We start from the raw sequence: 23,994 nt of genomic DNA on the forward strand, positions 1-23,994 counted from the left end.
AAGGGGTTTGTATGTTGCGAATCGTAGATGATGCCTTAACTTTTGATGATGTTTTACTCCTGCCAGCATATTCTGATGTGCTACCTAAATCAGCCTCATTAACGACGCGATTAACCGAGGATATCTCTTTAAATCTTCCGATAATCTCTGCGGCAATGGATACGGTGACGGAGTCAGAGATGGCTATCACAATGGCACAACTTGGGGGTATGGGTATCGTCCATAAAAATATGGATATTGATCGCCAAGCTATGCAAGTACGCCGTGTCAAAAAGTTTGAGGCCGGTACTGTGGTTGATCCTATTACTGTATCTCCAGATATAAGTGTCGGTGAGCTTCTTCGTATTACCAAAGAAAATAACATCTCTGGTGTTCCAGTCGTTGAGCCTGGCAGTGGACAAGTTGTGGGTATCGTGACTCACCGTGATGTCCGTTTTGAAACCAATCACAATCAACCTGTTAAAAATGTCATGACCCCTCAAGATAAGCTTGTGACAGTCAAAGAAGGGGAGAGCAATGAAAATATTAAGAAATTGCTACATGAACACCGCATCGAAAAAGTATTGGTTGTTGATGATAATTTTGCCTTAAAAGGTTTGATCACGGTCAATGACTTTAACAAAGCAGAAAACAATCCAAATGCCTGTAAAGACTCGCATGGTCGTTTACGGGTTGGCGCAGCAGTCGGTACTGGACCAGACACGCCAGCACGGGTAGAAGCTTTAGCGGAAGCAGAAGTAGACGTGATCGTTGTGGATACGGCGCATGGTCATTCTAAAGGTGTTATTGATAAAGTTGCTTGGGTTAAAAAGAACTTTCCTCACATTCAAGTGATTGGCGGTAATATCGCGACAGGTGATGCCGCCCTTGCGCTACGTGACGCAGGTGCAAACGCTGTCAAAGTAGGTATCGGTCCTGGTTCAATCTGTACCACGCGTATTATTGCCGGTGTTGGTGTCCCGCAAATCTCTGCAATTGATAATGTAGCATCTGCTTTAAAAGACAGTATTCCATTGATAGCCGATGGTGGCATTCGTTACTCTGGTGATATGGCAAAAGCAATTGTTGCTGGTGCCTCATGTATCATGGTGGGTTCTTTATTGGCAGGTACAGAGGAAGCGCCAGGAGAAGTTGAACTCTTCCAAGGGCGTTATTATAAAGCTTACCGCGGTATGGGTAGCTTAGGCGCTATGTCCGGCTCTAATGGATCATCAGATCGTTATTTCCAAGACGCAAAAGATGGTGTTGAGAAGCTGGTACCAGAAGGTATCGAAGGACGTGTTCCCTATAAAGGACCAGTTAATGGTATTATCAACCAGTTAGTTGGTGGTCTACGTTCATCAATGGGCTATACAGGTAGTGCGACTATCGATGAGATGCGCACCAAACCTGAGTTTATTCGCGTGACCTCGGCAGGTATGAAAGAGTCTCATGTTCATGATGTTCAAATTACTAAGGAAGCCCCGAACTATCGAGTGAACTAATTAAAATTTGGACGTTCATTGAGGCATTGAGTCTCTGTTATAAAGACCTTTTTTTAATTTGTATATAATAAGACCAAAAGACATTATCTTTTGGTCTTTTTTTTGTAGTATATTAATAATAGGTAATAGTGTCCTATTTTTTTTAATTTTTCTATTTTAAATTTTTCTTTTTTAAATTTTAAATATTTTGAGGTTTTTATGAGTTATTTTGGTACGGATGGTATTAGGGGGTTATTTGGAAAGTTTCCTATCACACCAGATTTTGTTCTTAAATTGGGCTATATGACGGGTCAAGTATTAGTTGAAAACCATACAAACAGTAATAAAAAACCGAGTGTACTAATTGGTAAAGATACCCGTCTTTCAGGATATGTACTTGAGGCCGCTCTTCAAGCAGGGTTTAATTCTGCTGGTGTCGACGTTCACATGATAGGCCCGTTACCAACACCTGCCATTGCACATTTGACCCGTAGCTTCCATGCGGATGCTGGCGTGGTGATTTCAGCATCACATAATCCCTTTTATGATAACGGCATTAAGTTCTTCGGCGCTGATGGCACTAAACTCAGTGATGAGATGCAAGAAGCCATCAATAGTAAGCTTAAAGGAGTGGTAGAAGGTCATGCAAATTATAAACAAGATAATCCGTCGCTATTAGGTAAACATTTCCGTATCAATGATGCAAAAGGGCGCTATATTGAATTTTGTAAAGGTAGTTTTCCCTACAACTTTGATTTGACTGACCTAACCATCGTCATCGATTGTGCAAATGGTTCGGGATATAGTGTGGGTCCACGCGTGTTACGTGAGCTCGGCGCTAATGTTATTGCAATCCACAATACGCCTGACGGTATTAATATAAATGATAACTGCGGATCCACCCATCCACAGTCTCTACAACAATCAGTACTTGAGCATAAAGCCGATGTGGGTATTGCCTTAGATGGTGATGGCGACCGTATTATTATGGTCGATGAAAATGGCGAATTGGTTGATGGTGACGGTATCTTATATATATTAGCGACTAAGACGGAAGCCAAAGTCGAAGGCGTCGTAGGTACCCAAATGAGTAATATGGGACTGCAATTAGCTCTCGAATCAAATAATATCACTTTTGAAAGAGCTAAAGTGGGCGATCGTTATGTGATGCAAGGTCTTGAGTCACATGGGTGGATATTAGGGGGAGAGCCTTCTGGTCATATCTTATGTTTGGACAAAAGCCGTACTGGGGATGCCATCATAGCAGGACTGCAAGTGTTAGCAGTCATGGTGCAAACGAAGCAGAGCTTGAGTCAGTTAATGACAGGCTTTAGTTTATTACCGCAGCATTTAGTCAATGTGAGGGTGGAGAAAATGGTAGACCCTTATAGTTTTCCAGAGCTGGCACAAGCCTTTGATAATGCCTCTAAAAATATTGAAGGTCGTGGTCGAATATTGATTCGTAAATCTGGCACAGAGCCATTAATCCGAGTTATGGTTGAGCTTGACGATCAAGCGGAGTGTGAAAATCTGACCAATGAGCTTGCGGATAAAGTGAAGCAAGTCATGGCGGGTTAAGGTCAATATAAACCATTTAATAACGACCCATATAACGATAACTAGTTTAATATAACTTTGTGAGAGTAGAGTATGGATTTTTCCGATCAAAGAGTCTCCTATGAAAAAGGGGCTCTGTATGAAGAGATGCTACCTGATAACCCTTTTGAATTGCTAAAACGTTGGATTAATGAGGCAATAGAGTCTAAGGTACCTGAGCCTTACGCCATAAGCTTGGCAACTTGTGGTGCTGATAAGCAGCCCTCTGTTCGGACGGTATTGGTTCGTGAGGTGAATGATTTTGGTATCGTATTTTATACCAATTACCTTAGTCATAAAGGTGAAGATATCGCTGAAAATCCTCAGGCGGAAAGTTTATTTTTTTGGCACGATATGCAGCGACAAGTGAGAGTTCGAGGTACTATTGCAAAGATAGATCGTGCTAAAACAGATGATTATTTTCAAAAGCGTCCCTATGAGAGTCAAATTGGTGCTTGGGTCAGCCAACCTCAAAGTGGCGAAGTAGCAAGCCGTGAAGTCCTAGATAAACGCTTTGCTAAATTAAAGCAACAGTACCCAGAAGGTAAAAAGGTCCCAACGCCAGACTTCTGGGGAGGTTATCAAATAAAAGCCTCTGAAATAGAGTTTTGGCAGGGGCGTCCCAATAGATTACACGATCGACTGCTTTATAAACAAAAAAATATGAACTCAGTCGTTGGTGCAGGCTGGCAAGTAGTACGATTGCTCCCTTAATGAACGATATGACGTGCAAATTAACGATATAAACTGCTAATTAACGAAATAAAGTAGAATATTAAGTACAAGTATTAGCAGGATAAATTCATTTTAAAGATTTAGGATATGTAGGTTTATGACCCGTTTTGTCAGTTTTAATATTAATGGAATTAGAGCCCGTCAACATCAGCTAGAAGCGGTGAAGGATATTATAGATCCAGATGTTATGGGTCTACAGGAGACCAAAGTTCATGATGAACAGTTTCCTTTAGCGAATATCGAATCGCTGGGTTACCATGTTGAATACTTTGGTCAAAAAGCGCATTATGGTGTCGCCTTATTATCAAAAGTCGCGCCTATTTTTGTTCAAAAAGGCTTTCCTGATGACGTTGAAGAGTCTCAAAAGAGATTTATTCATGCACGATATGAGTTTGGAGGGCAAGAAGTTGATGTGTTAAATGGTTATTTTCCGCAAGGAGAAAACCGTAATCATGCTATTAAGTTCCCAATGAAGCGCGACTATTATGCATCTTTGAATAAATATATTGACTCATTGAAGACAGAAGGAAGGACGCTTATTATAATGGGTGATATGAATATTGCGCCAGAAGATATCGACATTGGTATTGGTGAGAAAAATGCTCAGCGCTGGTTGAAAACTGGAAAAACATCCTTTTTACCTGAAGAGCGTGAATGGTATAGTGCTGTAATGAGTCGTCAGTTATTTGACACGTATCGAATTCACTACCCTGATTCTAATGAGAAGTTTAGTTGGTTTGATTATCGCAGCCGTGGCTTCGATGATGATCCAAAACGGGGGTTAAGGATTGATCATATTTTATGCACTGAAGATATCAAAGATAACTGTATAGATGCTGGTATCAGTTATGAGTTGCGGGCGATGGAAAAGCCGTCTGATCATGCGCCGATTTGGGCTTCATTTGAGTTTTAAAGTTAATTATCGTTTTGTTAGGGGTGAGTGAAGTACTATTACCGTTTTCAATTTATACTCAATCTAGAAAATAACCAATCGCGGAAGGCAAATGCTAATACTACTAGAATGCTAGTGCTATTAATAGTAGGTTCATTGAGCCTAACCGAGCGTTAAACCGATAAGTTGTTTTATAGAAAAGGTATGACTAATAACTATACTTACAAAGGATTTATATGCCTGTTGGAAATATTGCACCGCCAGATATTATTTATGACATTCAAGGTATCGATATAGGGATCACTGCGGCTGGTGTTCGTTATAAAAACCGAGATGATTTAGTTGTGTTTCGTCTAAGTGAGACTGCAACCGTAAGCTGTGTGACGACGACTAATAAATGTTGTGCAGCACCTGTATTATTGGTTCGTGAGCATCTAAATCAGCTCAATGATCAAAGCAAGTCTCCTCGTTTTCTATTAATTAATACGGGAAATGCCAATGCGGCAACCGGTACAGAAGGGTACAGCCGTGCATTGGAAACCTGTACTGCATTGGCTGATAAAACGGGGGTAGATACCAATCAGGTACTGCCTTTTTCAACCGGCGTCATTGGGGAAGCTATCAATAGTGACGCAATCATTAAAGGGCTAGAATCCTGTTTAAGTCAATTAAAGCCCGATAACTGGTTGCCAGCTGCCAATGCCATTCGTACGACTGATACTATACCTAAGGTAGCCAGTACGCAGGTTAAAGTTGATGCTCAGACGAGCTATTCTATTACTGGTATTTCAAAAGGTGCCGGTATGATTCGGCCTAATATGGCTACCATGTTAGGCTTTGTGGCTACTGATGCTCCTGTTTCGCAATCCTTGTTACAACAAATATTGGGCGAGTTAACAGATCGATCCTTTAATCGCATTACCGTAGATGGTGATACGTCAACCAATGATTGCTGTGTTTTAGTAGCAACAGGAACCTCAAACTCAGAGTTGATAGACTCTAAAGACCATCCTCACTTTGAAAAGCTTTATGAAGCGCTTGAAGACGTCTTTTTGCGTTTAGCAACGTTAATTGTGCGTGATGGGGAAGGGGCGACTAAATTTATTACGGTGAAAGTTACTGGGGGTAAAACGACTCAGGATTGTTGCGATGTGGCCTACGCTGTTGCTCATTCACCACTCGTTAAAACAGCTTTCTTTGCCAGCGATCCAAACTGGGGTCGTATTGTTGCAGCGGTGGGTTACTCAGGTGCTGAACATCTTGATGCTAACCAAGTCAGTGTGAAACTTGATGATGTTGCCATTTGTACCCGAGGACAACTAGACCCAAGTTATACGGAAGCGCAAGGGCAAGAGGTGATGAGTCGGCCTGAAATCACCATTGAGATTGATTTAGGCCTGGGTGAAGCGAGTGATACGGTCTACACGTGTGACTTATCTCATGACTATGTCAGCATCAATGCCGATTATCGAAGTTAAAGTTGACTGTAGTTTGCACTAATTTGGTTAATTATAGTTAGGTCATAAAAAAATGGCTTTTGTAATGTTTGTACAGCTAATTAACAAATAGTGTTTATTAACTGACTTCTGTAACTGAAGATTACAAATTGAATATAGATAGCAATGTAAAGTTGTCTTTATAATTAACTTTGATATAACAAGTTGTGATTTATAATATTTGTTTTTCATTTAATTTTAAGTTATTAGTTTTAAGCTATTAGTAATAAGTTAGTTTCTAGCTATAAATCTTTTTTATCGAAATAGATTTATATTGGTGTGTTGTTTTATTTTTATGATTCGCAATTATTTTCAATTTCTAGTTGTTCTATTTTCAATTATCTAAGGGGTTATTTATGAAATATTTATTATCATCTGTTTTACTTGCAACGGTTGCTTTAGCTGGTTGTACGACCACTCAATATGACGACGAGCGTGCTATGGTGGTCGATGGTGAAGCCAAAGTGGTTAAGGTTATTGATATCCCTAGCATTAAAATCGAAGTTGATCCTAATAAAGCAGTGTGTAACTTAACTGCTACTGATGGTTCTGTGGTTCAAAGTGAATGTTTACAGTATCGTCAGCCATTCCAGAAAAACTTCAATACACTTTCTGGTGACATCCAAGGTTTTACCTTTGAGCCAGGATACCGTTACTTATTAGATATCCGCCAAGAAGCTGTTAAAGATGAAACGGATGGTGTGGTTAGACCTGTATGGATTTTAAACGACGTTATCTCTAAAACTTCTGAAAAACTTTAATTTAATCTTAAATTTTCTAAGCTTATGATGTGGTAATTTATTATTTATCCACTTAACGATATCAAAATATTTTATGAAAAGGCACTCTAAATATTAGGGTGCTTTTTTATAACTCATGGTTTTGAACTCATGCCTCTCTATAAAATACTCTATCCTTGTTAGACTTAGTTTGAATCACTGATCCAACTATTTTGAGCGTTTTATTTGTATTACTTTGACGGTTCTTAATTTGCTATAAGAGACTTTTTAGGCACTAATTGTCGCTTTCATTTTTAAAGTGATCTGCAAACAAGTCTGCAAGGTAGCGAGCCAACGCATAAGGAATATCATGTCCTAGACCGGGTATTAATTTAAAGTCAGCATGGGGGATGGTTTTTGAAAGACTGTTTCCGTGAGCAGGGGGCAATAATCTATCATTTTCACCGTGCACTATTAAGGTGGGTTGTTTGATAAGCTTGTCTATATCTACTAATGATCCGGTCGCTAAAACAGCCAATAATTGACGTGACACCCCTTTAGGATAAAAACGGCGCTTATACAATAGTTTTGCCTTCTTTAAAGCGAGGCGTTCATCAAACAAGTCTGGCGAACCAATGACTCTCTGCATGTCAACATTATCATATATAATCTTTTTAGGATCTTTGTCGTCTGGGAGCGGCTTAGTCAACGCTCTGATAGCATCCAGCTTAGGTGGTGGAAGAAAAGGTTTATTATTGCTAGTAGCAAGTAGCCCTAACTTGGTAATTCTATGTGGGTATTGCGAGGCTAAAATTTGCGCAATCATACCGCCCATTGACATTCCTAAGACATGACAATGTTCAATTTCAAGCGCATTGAGAAGCTGATTCACATCCTCGCTCATGTCAAACAGCGTATAGGGGATGCTCTTATCATCTATGCTCAAAGGAAGACCCAACTTAAACTTTGATAATAGTTTTAATTTCTTAGCAGCACTTTGATATTCTTTAGTCAGTTTATTTTTATGCTTAAGCTTACTAGATTTGCCGATGTCTCTATTATCAAATCGAATCACTTGAAAGCCAGATTCAATCAAGCGTTTGCAAAAAACATTTGACCATACTAAGGATTGAGCACCTAGACCCATAATCAATAAGATGATCGGATCCCCTTCGTTACCACCCCGTTCTAGATAAAACTTATATTTTGGCGTCCTAATCTTATGAACTTGCATAAATTCCGCATATTTTGACGGTTTGGTTTTAATGTCATAAATTGAATTGGTTTTAGGCATAAAATAAAGACCTAGAGCTTAGTCATTAACTAAAGACAGAATAAAAGATAAGGATTAATGTATTACAGATAACGATTTGAATAGGAGTATTATGCATTTATAGTCAGTGAATTACTTAATGGTTACAGTGTTGACCTCGTTAAGCCTGCTCTCGTATTACTTGCTACTTGCACTCGGTTGCCTTGTAACCATTTCAGACTTCTTTGACTAAAAATTATTCGATGACTAAAGGGTAGGATATATCAAAGTGATTACGATTGTATGAAGTGACAAGCGTATATAATAAATGATCATACCGAGCTTACTATTATGAGGCGTTCATGATGAGGCATTCATGATTCGATGATGTAAGTTCAATCTAACATGCCTTATTCTAAATTAGATAGCAAGCATATGGTTTTTTAACTGAGCTACGATGTAGGGCTGAAAATATTCTGGAATATCATGCGCCATACCTTTCACAAGTTTAAAGTGGGCATTAGGGATGTCTTTAGCGACATTTTTACCATGCGAGGGAGGCAAAAGACCATCCTCACTGCCGTGCATCACTAAGGTTGGGGCTTTGACGTGTTTGCTATAGTCTTGAACAGAGCCTGTCATCAGTATAGCGGTCAGTTGCTGCAATGATCCGCGTGGGTAAAAGCAGCGGTGGTATCTTAATCGTGCTAGATTCGCCACTAATTCCTCATCAATGTGCCCTTGAGATCCTACTGTTTTGATAAACCACTTACCATGATCAACCATGTCTTCCTCTTCACCACTTTGAGGACGTTTGATAAGGGTATAAAGCTGTTTCGGACGAGGCGGGCTTAAAAAAGGCTTGTTATTGGTTGAGAAAATTAGGGCCAAGCGATTGACTAAATGGGGATGCTTTGCCGCTAATATTTGAGCAATGATACCGCCCATTGACGCTCCAAGCACATGCACTTGTCGTAGACCTAATGCATGAATTAAATAAACGGCATCATCGGCCATATCAGTTAATAGATAGGGCACGGGTGTCTTAGAATTATCCAATCCGAACTGAAGCTTGAACATGGCAGACAAGGTATTTACTGGTGGTAGATCCTTGCGTTTAATCTTTGTCGAAAGACCAATATCTCGATTGTCATAACGAATGACATAGAAGCCTGCTTCAATAAGCCGTTTTAAAAAGGAATCAGGCCAAAATATCAGTTGCGAACCAAGTCCCATTATTAATAATAAAGGTGGATTATTTGGATTTCCACCTACTTCAACGCACAACTCAATTTCCTCAGATACTTCTATCATTGCCTGTTTCATAAAATCTGAGAGAGGAGAAGGATACCATTCAGGTTCGAGTTTAGTTATTGGCATTATTGATATCAATCCTTTAAATGATAATCATAGGTAATAATACTGAACCTTAACTACTGAAATTTAAATACTGAAGCTTAAGATAATTAGTTTAGCTAAACAGTTAATATCACTAATGAGACGCTATATTTCAAGCATTTCAAAGTCTAACTTACCCACACCGCATTCAGGACACGTCCAATCATCTGGGATATCTTCCCATTTGGTTCCTGGAGCGATACCTTCTTCAGGACAGCCCAACGCCTCATCATATACCCAACCACAAATAATACATTCCCATTTCTTCATCGTATCATCTCTAATATAAATAAGTTATAAGTTATTATGAGCTCATTAAATTTCAATAAATAGAAAGCTAAAATTTCAAAAAATTGAAAGCTCTTTAAAATAAAGAATTTCGATTATAGCAAACAAGGCTTTTAACAGGTACTAAATTGTCGTTTTCGATTATTACAGATACTTAGCGAGAACTTGACGATAATAAATTTGTAAAAAAGAAGGTTCGAGTAGGTAGTATAACCATAGACTGGTAGCGATTTAGGTCAACCGAATATAAAAAATGACTAGTGTAGGCTTACCGAGGTGAATACGGTTACTTAATAATTGACGCATACCTATAAATGCAGCTCAGTTGCTAATCAGACTGTGTTAGAATTAGCACGGTCCAAAACACTCATTTGTAGCGGAAAACGTCATGACTGAACCTTCAGAAAATCTTTCAAACAATCAAGCAAATACTCAAGCAAATAATCAATCGAATAATCAATCGAATAATCAATCGAATAATCAATCGAATAATCAAACCAATATTCCTAAAGATCCGACAGGCTTTGGAAATCAAAACTCCGCTCAACAACAGCTTATGAAAGCCAAACTTTGGGATGCCATTCGAACAGTCCCTAACTTTCCAAAACCTGGTATAGATTTTTATGATATCACCCCTTTACTGCTCAATCATATCAATGATGTGATTGATGCTATGTTAGGGGCATTGCCAACAGGGATGTTAGATGATGTAGATTGCCTAGTGGCTATCGAGGCACGTGGGTTTATATTTGCCAGCTTATTAGCAGGTCGTCTTGGCAAAGGGATGATGTTATTACGTAAGCCCGGCAAATTACCGCCGCCGGTGGCTAATAAATCTTATGCTTTAGAGTACGGCAGTGATACGCTTGAAATTCAAGATGGCATGTCTTCAAAAAAGGTATTATTAGTCGATGATATCTTAGCAACTGGAGGTACCTTAAAGACCGCTTACCATTTGTGTCGTGAAGCGGGTCATGACGTTTTTGGGGTTCTGGTGTTACTAGATCTAGTTGAGTTACATGATGCTTTCCCCGTTCCCGTCTATAGCGTACTTGAGGGTTAAGCCTTTATATACCAAATCTAAGAAATAATTTATCTTAAATGATAATACTCTAAGAAGGTATTAAACGGTATCAGCGCAATAAAAACTCTACGTTTTCACGTAGAGTTTTTTAATAAAGTCTGGTTGTAATAGATAGGTTGTTTATGGGGCTATATAAAAATTGACTAACCCTATCATTTATTTTCTATTTGCTCAGTTTCTGAAGCGCTTTCGCCAGCTCATCACGGGCGCTAATAAATCCATCAATTCCTTTTGGTAAAAGGTGCTGAGTGATGCTGTCTTGCTCATAAGCGCTATTGAACTCATCGGCTGATAGACTGACTTTTGGCATGGTATCACTTATCATATCAGGGGATAAGACACGCGTCACAGAGGCATCTAAAGTGGCTAAATCATCTAATAATTCTGGGGATATGGTCAATAGGTCACAGCCTGCTAGTGCTAATATTTGATCAACGCTTCTAAAGCTTGCGCCCATAACCTGTGTATCATAACCATGTTGCTTGTAGTATTGGTAGGTGCGTTTTACAGATTGTACGCCCATATCATCACTCACGGGTATGATTTGACGATTTTGTTCACGCTTTTGCCAGTCTAAAATACGGCCGACAAAGGGAGAGATTAAGGTCACACCAGCATCAGCACATGCTACCGCTTGATGCTGACCAAATATCAAAGTTAAATTACAGTGAATTCCTTCTTTCTCTAACTGTTCTGCCGCTTTGATGCCTTGCCAAGTGGCGGCAATCTTGATTAATATACGGTCTTTATTAACGCCAGCTCGCTCGTAAGCTTCCATAAACTCGTGGGCTTTAGCAATAGTTGCATCGGTATCATAAGATAGTCGAGCATCAACCTCAGTAGACACTCGACCTTCGATAAGCTGTAAAATATCACAACCTACCTGAATAGTAAGCGCATCGATGACTTTATCAATCATAGTGTCGCCCTGATCCGAAAAGCGATTTAGGGTGTCAGAGAGCATCGCTTGTTTATCTGGATGGGTAAGTGCTTTGGTAATAAGGCTAGGGTTGGTTGTGGCATCTACTGGCTTTAGGCGAGCAATAGCACTTAAATCACCAGTATCAGCAACAATGGTCGTCATGGTTTGTAATTGTGATAAGGCACTCATCATATATTCCTAAATAATATTAATGGGATTAAAACGTCAAGAACATTGGTTAATTTTAGTTGGATTAGTTTACAATATAATCATTCATAAAACGGATTATAAAATGTTTTAGAAATTTAACGCCGCTATCTTAACAGGGCTTAAGTTTGATATAGTTGTTTTATTATGAACGAAAGAGTAGAAAAAAATGAAACTTGAAAATGGCTAGTAAAATTTAAAGTGGCTAGTAAAGTTTAAGGGGTTACTAACATTTAAAGCAGTTAGCAAAATAAGCAAGGCTTGTGCTGAAGAATATTAGTCATCGCTGTATCTAAAGACAAATAACGACTATAATCAAGCTTGAAATATTTATAGTTACAAAACAGTCAAATTTATGACCTTAAATGGTTTAAATAATTATAACATGACCTATAGGCTTTTTTATGACTTCGTCGACAAACAACGATAAAAAAACAACTGAAAACCACGCAGTACCAGAAGACATGCTTAATGAATTGCGTCAAAAAATAGATCAGGTAGACGGTGAAATACTGCAGTTGATCAGTAACCGTGCCAAGATTGCTCAACAAGTAGGATCTATTAAGAAAGAACACTCTCAAGAAGTTGAGTCTAACCCTATTTTTTATCGTCCAGAGCGGGAAGCTCAGGTGTTAAAAAATATTATGAAACGCAATCAAGCGTCAGACAGTCCCATTAGTGACGAAAAAATGGCACGGTTGTTTCGCGAAATTATGTCGGTATGTCTAGACTTAGAAGCACCGCAAAAGATTGCTTTTTTAGGCCCGGTGGGCACATTTACCCATGCAGCAGCGCTGAAACACTTTGGTAAAGCGTCTACCACAGTGCCATTGACTACCATTACCGATGTCTTTCGAGAAGTAGAGTCAGGCTCTGCCATGTATGGTGTGGTACCTGTTGAAAACTCTTCTGAAGGCGTGGTCAATCATACCTTAGATGGGTTCTTATCATCGACCTTAAAAATTATTGGCGAAGTTGAGTTACCAATTCATCAAAACTTCTTAGTGGCAGAGCATACTAAAATTGACAGCTTAAGCCGAATATACTCACATCAGCAATCCCTGGCACAATGCCGTCATTGGTTAGATGTTAATTATCCTAATGTAGAGCGCGTTCAAGTTTCAAGTAACGGAGAGGCGGCGCGTCGTCTTAAAAACGAATGGCATTCTGCTGCCATAGCAGGTGATGTAGCGGTTGCTGAATATGGTCTACATAAGTTGCATGAAAATATCGAAGACAATCCTGGTAATACCACTCGCTTTTTGATCATTGGTCATGAAGATATCGCCCCATCAGGTCATGATAAAACCTCCATATTGGTCTCCGCTCATAATAAAGCGGGCGCGCTTATAGAAATTCTTAAGCCACTATCAAAACATGGTGTCTCGATGACCAGTATCGAAACTCGTCCAGAGCGTCCGAATAAGTGGGCGTATGTGTTCTTTATCGATATGGAAGGCCATATTAATGACGACAATGTTCGCGCCGCTATTGATGAAATTAGACCGATGGTTCGTGACGTTCGTATCTTAGGTTCTTACCCGCAAGCAGTCATCTAAATCCATAATCATCCCCTGAATTTGTCATGCTAAGAGACTAGGTCAACTGACCGTTAATTATAAGGTAACCTTATGAGTCAAAAAACATTTTTAATCCCTGCCTATGACAGTATTTTAGGTCTGCAAGCTTACAAAGTTGGTAAATCAGTTGAGGAGCTCAAGCGTGAGTATGAGGTTAATGATGTTTTGAAGCTTGCCAGCAATGAAAACCCGCTTGGTTGCTCGCCTTATGTCACCTTAGCGATTACACAACAGCTAACGCAGCTAGCACGTTATCCTGATGGATATGGGTATGAGCTTAAGCAAGCCATTGCAGGGTTTACCGATACAAATATCAATCAGATTACCTTAGGTAATGGATCTAATGATTTATTAGATATCATAGCCCGTACTTTTGTGAATAGTGAAGATGCTATTGTGTATAGTGAATACGCATTTATCGTCTATTCTATGTTGGCAAAAATCTTGGGTGCATCGGGTGTAGAAGTGCCTGCAAAGCGCTATGGTCATGATTTAGATGCTATGTTGACTGCGGTGCAAAATACCCCAAATACGCGCTTGGTATTTATTGCCAATCCAAATAATCCAACAGGGACTTTGTTGACGCGCGAAGAGATACGACACTTCATTGAGCAAGTTCCTGATGATGTACTGGTGGTACTAGATGAAGCCTATGTGGAATATAGCCCTGAAAGTAATAATCGCGACTTAATTGATCACTTCAATAATGTCATAATTGTTCGAACTTTTTCAAAAGCTTATGGTTTAGCAGGGCTACGGGTGGGCTATGCTCTAAGCCATCCAGATGTGGCTGATATGCTAAATAGAGTGAGACAACCCTTTAATGTGAGCTTATTGGCCCAGTCTGCTGCCATTGCTGCTCTTGATGATCAAGACTTCATCGCAAAAGTGCATAAGCTAAATGAAGGTCAGATGCGTTGGCTATGCAAACAATTTGATGCATTGGGATTAGGCTTTGTTAAGTCACATGCGAACTTTGTCATGGTTAATGTGGGCGATGCAGAGGGTATCAATGAGGCCCTTCTTAAGCAAGGTATTATTGTGCGTCCTTTATCAGGGTATGGACTAGATGAGTGGCTGCGTATTACGGTGGGAACGCCGGAGGACAATACGCGTCTTATTGATACCTTACGTGACACCCTTGAGTCACTTTAATACTAAAGCTGGATAATTAGATTTTATTCTTGAATTAGTGTTCTTTATTCCATGGTTCTCAAAGAGTATAAAAGGCTATCAAGGTTTATAGACTTTTGAAAGACTCAAGAATGAATTTCTCAACTATAATTGTATTCACATTTTTTATACTCATATATTTTTTATATTCATATAAAGTAAGATAGGTTAATTGACTATGTTGTTTGATCAGGTTTGTATTATTGGTCTCGGCCTAATTGGCGCAAGCCTAGCTCAAGCAATAAAAGATAGACAAATATCAAAGAAACTGGTGGCTGTCGATAAACACGAACCTAGTTTGAAAGCAGCTATAGAAGCGAATGTCATCGATGCGGGCGATACTAAGCTTGAGTCTGTGGTAGCGGGCAGTGACTGTATCATTATTGCGATACCCGTTAAGGCTGTAGAAGTGGCCTTAGCAGATATAGAACAATCTATGCAGCGGGGTTTAATAAGCACTAACTGTATCATCAGTGACGTTTGTAGCACCAAACAAAATGTAGTAGATGCCGCTGCATCTGTCTTTATTGATCTACCTACTGGATTGGTGCCTGCTCATCCGATCGCTGGTGCCGAAAACTCAGGATTTCATGCAAGGCGTAGTGATTTATTTGTTAATCACAGTGTGATTATATGTGACTTGAAGTCTACTGCACCCTCTGCCATCTCTAAAATAAGCGAATTATGGCAAGGTGTGGGTGCGACTATTATGAAAATGGATGTCGCCCATCACGATGCCGTGTTGGCTTACACCAGTCACCTTCCGCACTTATTAGCATTCAATCTAGTGGATCAATTAGCCAGTCATGATGACAATATGGATATCTTTCGCTATGCAGCTGGCGGGTTTAGAGACTTTACCCGTATCGCTGCTAGTGACCCAGTAATGTGGCATGATATCTTTATCGCTAACAAACCTGCTTTACTACATGCGTTGGATGAATATAGTGAGTACTTAGCGAATTTAAGACGGTTAATTGACAATGATGATTCAACCCAACTTCTCGGGCTGCTAGGTAGAGCCCAATCAGCTAGGAAGCATTTTGGTCATATGCTGACCAGTACCCCTTATACTAAAAAATTAACAGACTCCTCTAATTCGGATAATGATATGGCGACATCAACCCACGGCTCTAGTACCTTTATTATTACCCCAAGTAGCACTATTAATGGCAGTATAACCGTGCCGGGTGATAAGTCTATCTCACATCGAAGTATTATGTTTGGTAGCTTGGCTCAAGGGGTGACGAGAGTCAGTGGCTTCTTGGAAGGTGAGGATGCTTTAGCGACCCTACAAGCATTTAGAGACATGGGCGTAACCATTGAAGGCCCTGAAAATGGTGAAGTGACGATTCATGGAGTCGGTATCCATGGTTTAAAAGCGAGTCGTACACCTTTGTATATGGGCAACTCTGGAACTACCATGCGCCTATTGTCAGGTATACTTGCTGCACAAAAGTTTGATAGTGTGCTAACCGGAGATGCCAGCTTATCCAAACGTCCGATGGAGCGTGTCGCAAATCCTTTAAGACAGATGGGGGCGATGATACAAACCACGGGTGAGCGCGGAACGGCTCCCATTAGTATTACCGGTAGTGACAAGCAAGGAAGTAAGCTTAAAGGTATCTCTTATGAGATGCCAATCGCATCAGCACAAGTTAAGTCATGTTTGTTACTTGCAGGGCTTTGGGCTGAGGGTACAACCACCGTTATTCAGCCGGAAATTAGCCGAGATCATACTGAGCGTATGCTTACCGCATTTGGGTATCCTGTTATCGTGGACGGTAACAAAATAAGCGTGGAAGGCGGAGGCCAATTAAGCGCTTGCGATATTGCAGTCCCAGCGGATATATCGTCTGCTGCCTTCTTTATGGTGGCAGGCTCTATTGCTAGAGACAGCGAGATTACTATTACCAAAGTAGGTATGAACCCTACGCGCACTGGTGTTATTGATATTCTAAAGTTGATGAATGCTGATATATCGATAAGTAATGAGACATTTGTCGGTGGTGAGCCTGTCGCCGATATTACAATAAGATCTGCACAACTTAAAGGCATAACTATCCCAGAAGCATTAGTACCCTTAGCAATAGATGAGTTTCCAGTATTATTTGTAGCCGCAAGCTGTGCGAGTGGTCAGACGGTGCTGACGGGAGCAAAAGAGCTGCGGGTTAAGGAGTCTGACCGTATTGCCGTCATGGCTGAAGGGCTGACTCAACTCGGTATTGACTGTACGGTAACGGAAGATGGTATTATCATTGAAGGCAAAGGGTCTGATACGGATCATGAGGTATTTGGCGGAGGTGAGATATCTTCTCACCATGATCACCGTATTGCCATGAGCTTTGCTATTGCAAGTTTAAGGGCAAGTGATACCATTACTATTCATGGTGTGGAAACGGTCAGCACCAGCTTTCCAGGCTTTGCAGAATTAGCGAATAAGATAGGAATGAATATCGCAACCAGAAATGTTTAATACAGATTTAATCTTTCATCAGTAGACAACCAAATAGACAACCAGTTTGAGTTTTTTTAAATGGTTTCCTAACAAGCAAGGAATGTTCAACAGACCCTAATTAAATAACGATTTTAAAGTAATAAAGGCCATCCAGTATTAGGGTGGCTTTCCTTTTTTATTTGGAACTCTAGCTATATTTAAGCCATCAGTTGTTTTTAGGATACGTAAAGGGTTATGCTGTTACTGAGCATGAACATACTACTATTTTCTTAAGATCCAGTCGTCTCTCAAGCATATCAAGCTTTATAGAGAACACGCTCTCGTTATTGGATGTTTAATATGTCACTCGCTACACCGACTAATAGCACGCCAGAAAAACCTAAATCTACTGTCATTCAGACTACCAGCCAAGGTATCATTACGGCGTTAGCTGCATTTTTGATATGGGGCAACTTCCCATTTTATTTTAAGCAATTAGGTCACTATAATGCGGTTGAAATTATAGGTCATCGTATCATTTGGACCTTTGTTTGTCTTATAGTGGTTTTGACCATCAAAAAACAATGGCAGTGGATTGAGACTCTAAAGTCGAACCCTAAAATAATAGGTATCACCCTTGTGTCGGGTCTTATTATTGCCTTAAACTGGCTAACCTATGTATGGGCAGTCAATGCCAATCAAATCTTAGAGGCGAGTCTCGGTTATTTTATTAGTCCCCTTATTGGTATTTTGCTATCGTTAGTATTGCTGCAAGAAAGATTGCGTCCTTTGCAGTGGATTGCTGTCGGTTTTGCCATATCTTCGGTGATTATTCAGGTTATTATGTTAGGTAAACTACCTTGGGTATCGCTAGTGCTTGCAGGATCTTTTAGTGTGTATGGCGTCATGCAAAGACGAACACCCTTAAAAGCGTTAGATGCTTTGTTTTTAGAAACAGCCTTATTAGTTCCCCTATGTATTTGGTGGTTTATGACGTCAGATGTTGCAAGCTCTTCCCTATCTTTTTGGTTTAGTAGTGACATATGGTTTTTAATGTTAGCAGGACCAGTGACATTAGTACCTTTACTACTGTTTAATAAGTCGACGAAGATGGTTGCTTTTAGTATCTTAAGCTTTATGAACTACCTGACGCCTACCATCATCTTTTTGTTAGCAGTGTTTTATTACCATGAACCTTTTGATACTAAACGATTAATGATATTTGGGTTAATTTGGATTGGTTTGGTGATATTTAGTATAGATCTATGGCGCAATCGTCCTAGCAAATTACTCAAAAATCTTGAATCCGAACAAAGATAATGATATTGGATTAAATAGTATCCCTTAAAGGCTGTCAAAAAAATATTAAATAAATGAACGAATGAAGTAGGAACCTATGAAACAAGCTGATGAAGTAAAAATAAGGGGTCTTAAGGTTGACGCGGTAATAGGGGTGTTTGACTGGGAGCGAGCGATTGAACAGTCTTTAGTGATTGATGTCACAATGAAAACAGATATTAGTGCTGCCGCTGCGAGTGATAATATTGAAGATGCTATCAATTACAAAGAAGTGTGTGATGATATAACCTTATGGTGCAAAGATACCAAGGCATTACTGGTTGAGAAACTGGCAGAAATTATTGCACAGGGGTTACTAAGTAAATATAACACCCATGAGGTTGAGGTATGTGTGGCTAAACCGACGGCTATTAAAGAAGCAGATGCTGTCGCTGTACAAATCGTACGTAGCACTAAATAATCCATAAAACCAAGTTATCATCCACGGGAAGTCCTATTGATGGATAGTATCAGCCAAGACGCGATGAGTGAGCAAAAGAGAAAGAGAAATAATGTTAATAAAAATAGCCTAAGCGAAGGTAAGCAGAGTATATTTAACCAACTAAAAAATAATGCACAACAAATATCTCTTAGCTCACCTTATCAAACAATGTCAAACGCACCTTGTGAGTCAATTTTTAACGCTATTAAGCCGCTCAATCAACTTGAAAGTAGCAACGCGATCGGCGTTTTAATAGCGCTTGGCAGCAATTTGAATGCTCCGCAGGCTCTAGCCTTAACGAGAGAGATTCTCCAATCTGAGTATGGAAATATTCGGTGGTCTACCGAATTTATTAACCCAGATTATACCGCCACAGTGTCAAACCCTAAACCTGACTATACAAATCAATGTGGTTACTTCACCCTTGATAGTAACAATAAAGTAGCTGACTTATATTTAGATGAAGTCGTAATGCTCACCAAACGCATAGAGTCGCGGGTGCAGCAATATTTTAGTAAAGAGTTAAAAAGTGTTAAACAGCATACGCAAAATCGACAAGTTATTATTGATATCGATGTGCTGGCTATCAAAGCTGAGGAGGGGATGGTCGCTATTAGAGAACGCTACCCATTCAAAGCACATGAATGGGTAGGGATAAATGAACTAATCAATCAAGGTTGTTTCGACTAATCTATTTATTGATCATATCAAATTCATCCGCATTGATAATATGACAGTCCTTTGGCTTAAAACTTGGATCAAGCTTGATTATGGCATCTTGAAGCTCACTAATTCGTGTTTCAGATTGCTGAATATGATTGAGTATTTTAGCAAAAGCTTCTGCGACAGGATCTTCAGAGTCTGGATTTAATCCATACGCACTAAAGTCTAGTCTTTCCGTAATCCTTCTTTGTTCTTTACTTAGAGTTGCATTAATAGACTGAGTGTCAATGTTAGTAAGAGATGAGTCGATAGAAGTTTTATCCGAACCTTGATCAAGGCTTTGGTTCTTATTAGCTTGCGCTTCATCTAAAGACGTATCAGACTTTTGGTTAGCAGGTTGCGTACTTTGTGAAATCATTCTTGCTGCACTACCTACCATAGTAGCTTCAGCTGGGACTTCCTTGACGACCACCGCATTTGATCCAATTTTAGCATTTTTACCGACGGTAAAGGGGCCTAAGACTTTAGCTCCTGCCCCGACAATCACACCATCCTCTAGGGTAGGGTGACGTTTGCCATTGCCCAAAGAGACGCCACCAAGAGTCACGCCATGATATAACGTTACATCATCCCCAATCTTAGCCGTTTCACCAATGACAACGCCCATACCATGATCTATAAAAAATCGTCGGCCTATTTGAGCAGCAGGGTGGATTTCAATGCCTGTAATCATACGAGAGCCGTAAGAGATAGCACGTGCACTAAATTTAAAGTCTTTATTCCATAAATAATGTGCACCACGATGTAATAGTAATGCGTGAATACCCGGATAAGTTAATAAAACCTCAACACTATTTCGGGCGGCAGGGTCCCGATTAAAGACTGCGGCAATGTCTTCTTGTAATGAGGCTTTGGCGTGGCGTAGGGCTTTAAGTAATCTCATAATGTTATCTTGTAATTAATAATAGTTGTACTCAATAGGGCTATTTCTGCCCCAAGTAATAGGGTTAGAAATAACATATTATTGACAATCAAAAAATTATTTAACCTAATTGTACTCTAAATTCTAACATTCTAAATTCTACGGTTTACTTTAGCAATAATTGAATTTAATAGCTCAAACTCTTTTGTATCTAGTTGCAATCTAGATAGTAGCCTTGAAAGGCGATTTGGTAACGATCTTAAGGTGGTAGTATCAGTACTTTCAATTAACTCAAGTTCATACATTAAGTCTAATATTCGGGATTGTAAACTAAGCTTTTGTCCATGAGTAATGGCTGGCGAGTCCCATACTTGACGTAAAATGATATCAACCTTAGAGTCTAGTGGATTGGTTGTCCTATCGTTACTAGTATTATCAGTCATAGATGTGTTAACAGTCGCCTTTTCTGTTAGCGGTTGAAACGATGCGTCATTACTACTCATAAGCTGTTGATCATATTTGACAAAATGACTATAAAAGAAAGCGGCTATTACTTGAACGGCTGACGCTACGTTTAACACAGGGTACTCTGGGTTGGCATCAATTTGAATATGATAATCGGCCAGTGCTAATTCATCATTAGTCAATCCGCGATCTTCTCGGCCAAATAAGAGGGCAACCTTCATCGATTGGTTAAGGTCAGAACCTTTAGAATCCACCGTATTATAGGAATCAGTAAAGCGTGTTATAAGCTGCGCTGCTTGTGTCGGCGTGACCACAGGGCGTGGTATGTAACGTTGACGGCTACTGGCAGCAAACACTAACTGACAGTCGCTAATGGCCTCATCTAAATTCTCAACAATACGACAATTTTCCAACACACTCTGTGCGCCTGCGGCATGTGCAACACTCTCATCATCGATGGGATGTTTTGGATCGACCACCACCAAATCTTTTAAGCCCATTGTGAGCATGGCACGAGCAGCTGAACCAATATTAGCAGGTAAGGTGGTATTTACCATCACAATACGGATGCTCTCTAACAGTGAAGGTAGACATGAGACGTTATTATGACTTTTAGTAATAAGGGCGTGGTCTTGATCTTGTTTGTCAGTCGTCGGGTGCGTCATTGTATTTCCGATAGTCAGCGAATTATATTAAAGGATTTACTGCCAGAATAATAGAGATCTAAGCTTAACGGTGCTTAATAGGAATATTTTTGGAGATATTAAGGTGTTAAGATGATCAAGTTTAAAGATAAAAACGATTAAAATCTATGCGTTAAATTTTTTAACATCCGAATAACCTATCTTAATAGGTTGTAGAAAGCTAGTTAAAGCGAAAAACACAGCCAATAATATTATATAAGATAAGTCTGAACAGCAAAAAACCGCTAAGCATGACGCTCAACGGTTTCAAAAAAGCATGAAATTTAATTAATTTAAGATATACCTACTTATACGGCCCAGCAAGAGCATCCGAATGCACCAAAGAAGTCTTTAAGATTTGACACTGGCGCTTTTGATGCCCAAGCCTTCGCATGATTATGTCCATGTAGAGCACAAGCACTCGAGCAACCACATGAAGATGCCATGACGGCTTGATTTTGCATAGGCGCCAACGAATTTTTACCAGCATCTTCAGGATCAGCCCAAGCTGCGTAGCCACCGTACTGATTGACAGGTGACCAATCTGGCATAGCCGGTGGAAGTGGAGTGTCGAAGTCTTTAAACTCGCCAGCACCATAGACCGGCTTACCACCAACCACAGTGAGGTCTGAGGTCAAGTATGGGATTTCTTCATCGGGCACTTTAAAAAAGTCTTTGTTAGGTACGATGAAGTCTGCTAAGTGGCCTTCTTCAATACGTCCACGTTTGCCAACTTCATTGGTAAACCAGGCTACTTTTTCAGTCCACATACGCAGTGCTGTTTCGCGATCAAGCGTGTTATCTTGATCATATAGCTTCATACCACCGACTGTTTGACCATTGATTAACCAATTTAATGACACCCAAGGGTTATAGGAGGCAACCCGCGTCGCATCTGTACCGGCTGACACATTGACACCACTGTCCAGCATTTGCTTGATAGGTGGCGTGTTTGACGCCGCAGCAGTACCATAACGCTCAGCAAAATATTCACCTTGATACGCCATACGATGCTGTACCGCAATACCACCGCCTAACGCTGCAATACGATCTATATTGCGTTGAGAAATGGTTTCCGCATGGTCAAAGAACCAATTTAAACCTTCAAAAGGAATGTCCTTGCTGACCTTTTCGTACACATTGAGGGCGCGCTCAATGGTCTCATCATAGGTTGCATGGAGTCGCCAAGGCCATTTATTTTGAGCAAGAATACGGATGACTTCTTCAAGATCCTCTTCCATATTCGCAGGCATTTCTGGACGTGGCTGACGGAAATCTTCAAAGTCAGCGGCAGAGAATACCAACATCTCACCGGCACCATTGTGGCGGAAATAATCATCACCTTGTTTGTAAGTAGTGGTGGCTGTCCAATTTAAGAAATCTTCTTTTTCCTCATTTGGCTTCTGAGTGAACAGATTGTATGCCATGCGTACCGTTAATTGATCTTCATCATGAAGCTTCTGCACTACTTCATAATCATCTGGGAAGTTTTGAGAACCACCCCCAGCGTCAATAATACCGGTCACACCCAAACGATTAAGCTCACGCATGAAATGACGGGTTGAGTTTAGTTGATAGTCAAAGGGTAATTTTGGTCCTTTGGCAAGCGTCGCATAAAGAATAGATGCATTGGGTTTAGCGAGCAGCAAACCAGTGGGGTTGCCGTTCACATCGCGCTGTATTTCACCTCCAGGAGGCTCAGGCGTATCTTTGGTATATCCGACTGCGCGCAGAGCTGCTGCATTTAATAAAGCACGATCATAAAGGTGTAAAATAAAGACAGGAGTATCTGGTGCAACTTTATTAATTTCATCAATGGTCGGTAAACGTTTTTCAGCAAATTGATGCTCAGTGAATCCGCCTACGACACGTACCCATTGTGGCGCTGGCGTATTGTCTACTTGCTGCTTGAGCATAGCCATCGCATCTGCTAAAGAACGAACCCCATCCCAGCGCAGTTCCATATTGTAGTTTAGACCGCCACGGATAACATGAGTGTGGTTGTCGAATAATCCAGGAATGACACTGCGGCCTTTTAAGTTTATTGATTTCGTATTATCGCCGGCTAAGTCTAGTACTTCAGAATCATTGCCAACCTTGATAAAACGTCCCTCTTTGATAGCCACAGCCGTTGCTGTGGGGTTATTCGTATCGAGTGTAGTTATATTTCCGTTGTAATAAATAATATCTGGGTTTTTCATATTATTATCCTATTGTTGTTATGGGTAGAATGTCATCA

At 40.1% G+C, this 23,994-nt stretch carries 20 protein-coding genes; 13 read left to right on the forward strand and 7 right to left on the reverse strand.

Annotation, left to right across the window (positions count from 1 at the left end; translation table 11 throughout):
* Positions 1-11 precede the first annotated feature (11 nt).
* The 6 genes from guaB (at position 12) to AC21OG_RS10650 (ending at position 6,943) form a co-directional block, all read left to right on the forward strand.
* Positions 12-1,484, forward strand: a complete 1,473-nt coding sequence (guaB, locus tag AC21OG_RS10625) for an IMP dehydrogenase (protein WP_486547118.1) — start codon at positions 12-14, stop codon at positions 1,482-1,484.
* Between the two features lie 198 nt (positions 1,485-1,682).
* Positions 1,683-3,041, forward strand: a complete 1,359-nt coding sequence (gene glmM / locus AC21OG_RS10630; RefSeq protein ID WP_487376596.1) for a phosphoglucosamine mutase — start codon at positions 1,683-1,685, stop codon at positions 3,039-3,041.
* 72 nt (positions 3,042-3,113) lie between these two features.
* Complete coding sequence (gene pdxH / locus AC21OG_RS10635) at positions 3,114-3,773, forward strand: pyridoxamine 5'-phosphate oxidase (protein ID WP_487376598.1); 660 nt, start codon at positions 3,114-3,116, stop codon at positions 3,771-3,773.
* Between the two features lie 118 nt (positions 3,774-3,891).
* Positions 3,892-4,707: an exodeoxyribonuclease III gene (gene xthA / locus AC21OG_RS10640; protein WP_486547115.1), complete on the forward strand. Its 816-nt coding sequence runs from the start codon at positions 3,892-3,894 to the stop codon at positions 4,705-4,707.
* A 215-nt stretch (positions 4,708-4,922) separates the two neighbouring features.
* Positions 4,923-6,164, forward strand: coding sequence for a bifunctional glutamate N-acetyltransferase/amino-acid acetyltransferase ArgJ (argJ, locus tag AC21OG_RS10645; protein WP_487376600.1), 1,242 nt, complete (start codon positions 4,923-4,925; stop codon positions 6,162-6,164).
* Positions 6,165-6,538: 374 nt separating this feature from the next.
* Entirely contained in the window at positions 6,539-6,943 is a 405-nt protein-coding gene (locus tag AC21OG_RS10650) for a DUF4377 domain-containing protein (protein ID WP_486547113.1), read from the forward strand.
* Positions 6,944-7,196: 253 nt separating this feature from the next.
* Here the strand turns inward: AC21OG_RS10650 and AC21OG_RS10655 are convergent, their stop codons facing one another.
* The 3 genes from AC21OG_RS10655 to AC21OG_RS10665 form a co-directional block, all read right to left on the reverse strand.
* Positions 7,197-8,195 carry an alpha/beta fold hydrolase gene (locus AC21OG_RS10655; protein ID WP_486547112.1) on the reverse strand — a complete coding sequence of 333 codons (999 nt, stop codon included), beginning with the start codon at positions 8,193-8,195 and terminating at the stop codon, positions 7,197-7,199.
* A gap of 378 nt (positions 8,196-8,573) precedes the next feature.
* Positions 8,574-9,533, reverse strand: a complete 960-nt coding sequence (locus AC21OG_RS10660) for an alpha/beta fold hydrolase (RefSeq protein WP_487376603.1) — start codon at positions 9,531-9,533, stop codon at positions 8,574-8,576.
* Positions 9,534-9,656: 123 nt separating this feature from the next.
* On the reverse strand, positions 9,657-9,821 hold the full coding sequence (locus tag AC21OG_RS10665; protein ID WP_486547110.1) for a rubredoxin: 165 nt from the start codon (positions 9,819-9,821) through the stop codon (positions 9,657-9,659).
* A 574-nt stretch (positions 9,822-10,395) separates the two neighbouring features.
* On the opposite strand from AC21OG_RS10665, the gene AC21OG_RS10670 reads away from it, so the two are divergent.
* Complete coding sequence (locus tag AC21OG_RS10670; protein ID WP_486547242.1) at positions 10,396-10,902, forward strand: adenine phosphoribosyltransferase; 507 nt, start codon at positions 10,396-10,398, stop codon at positions 10,900-10,902.
* A gap of 184 nt (positions 10,903-11,086) precedes the next feature.
* On the opposite strand, the gene AC21OG_RS10675 is transcribed toward AC21OG_RS10670, so the two are convergent.
* Entirely contained in the window at positions 11,087-12,034 is a 948-nt protein-coding gene (locus AC21OG_RS10675) for a transaldolase (protein ID WP_487376605.1), read from the reverse strand.
* Positions 12,035-12,516: 482 nt separating this feature from the next.
* Between AC21OG_RS10675 and pheA the strand changes: the two genes are divergently transcribed.
* The 6 genes from pheA (at position 12,517) to AC21OG_RS10705 (ending at position 19,712) form a co-directional block, all read left to right on the forward strand.
* On the forward strand, positions 12,517-13,611 hold the full coding sequence (gene pheA / locus AC21OG_RS10680) for a prephenate dehydratase (RefSeq protein ID WP_486547240.1): 1,095 nt from the start codon (positions 12,517-12,519) through the stop codon (positions 13,609-13,611).
* Between the two features lie 72 nt (positions 13,612-13,683).
* The gene (hisC, locus tag AC21OG_RS10685) at positions 13,684-14,787 is read left to right on the forward strand and encodes a histidinol-phosphate transaminase (RefSeq protein WP_487376607.1); all 1,104 of its coding nucleotides are present in this window, start codon (positions 13,684-13,686) and stop codon (positions 14,785-14,787) included.
* A 196-nt stretch (positions 14,788-14,983) separates the two neighbouring features.
* Positions 14,984-17,281, forward strand: coding sequence for a bifunctional prephenate dehydrogenase/3-phosphoshikimate 1-carboxyvinyltransferase (locus AC21OG_RS10690; protein WP_487376609.1), 2,298 nt, complete (start codon positions 14,984-14,986; stop codon positions 17,279-17,281).
* Between the two features lie 321 nt (positions 17,282-17,602).
* A complete protein-coding gene (rarD, locus tag AC21OG_RS10695; RefSeq protein ID WP_487376611.1) occupies positions 17,603-18,562 on the forward strand; it encodes an EamA family transporter RarD in 960 nt (319 codons plus the stop codon).
* A gap of 76 nt (positions 18,563-18,638) precedes the next feature.
* Positions 18,639-19,001, forward strand: coding sequence for a dihydroneopterin aldolase (folB, locus tag AC21OG_RS10700; protein ID WP_487376613.1), 363 nt, complete (start codon positions 18,639-18,641; stop codon positions 18,999-19,001).
* Positions 19,002-19,040: 39 nt separating this feature from the next.
* Complete coding sequence (locus AC21OG_RS10705; RefSeq protein WP_487376615.1) at positions 19,041-19,712, forward strand: hypothetical protein; 672 nt, start codon at positions 19,041-19,043, stop codon at positions 19,710-19,712.
* 1 nt (position 19,713) lies between these two features.
* Here the strand turns inward: AC21OG_RS10705 and cysE are convergent, their stop codons facing one another.
* The 3 genes from cysE to AC21OG_RS10720 form a co-directional block, all read right to left on the reverse strand.
* Positions 19,714-20,628 (reverse strand): serine O-acetyltransferase, encoded by a 915-nt coding sequence (cysE, locus tag AC21OG_RS10710; RefSeq protein ID WP_487376617.1) that lies wholly within the window; start codon positions 20,626-20,628, stop codon positions 19,714-19,716.
* 131 nt (positions 20,629-20,759) lie between these two features.
* Positions 20,760-21,737: an RNA methyltransferase gene (locus AC21OG_RS10715; protein ID WP_487376619.1), complete on the reverse strand. Its 978-nt coding sequence runs from the start codon at positions 21,735-21,737 to the stop codon at positions 20,760-20,762.
* A gap of 326 nt (positions 21,738-22,063) precedes the next feature.
* Positions 22,064-23,956 carry an amidohydrolase gene (locus AC21OG_RS10720; RefSeq protein WP_487376621.1) on the reverse strand — a complete coding sequence of 631 codons (1,893 nt, stop codon included), beginning with the start codon at positions 23,954-23,956 and terminating at the stop codon, positions 22,064-22,066.
* Positions 23,957-23,994 lie beyond the last annotated feature (38 nt).

The organism is Psychrobacter sp. CX5, assembly GCF_057621535.2.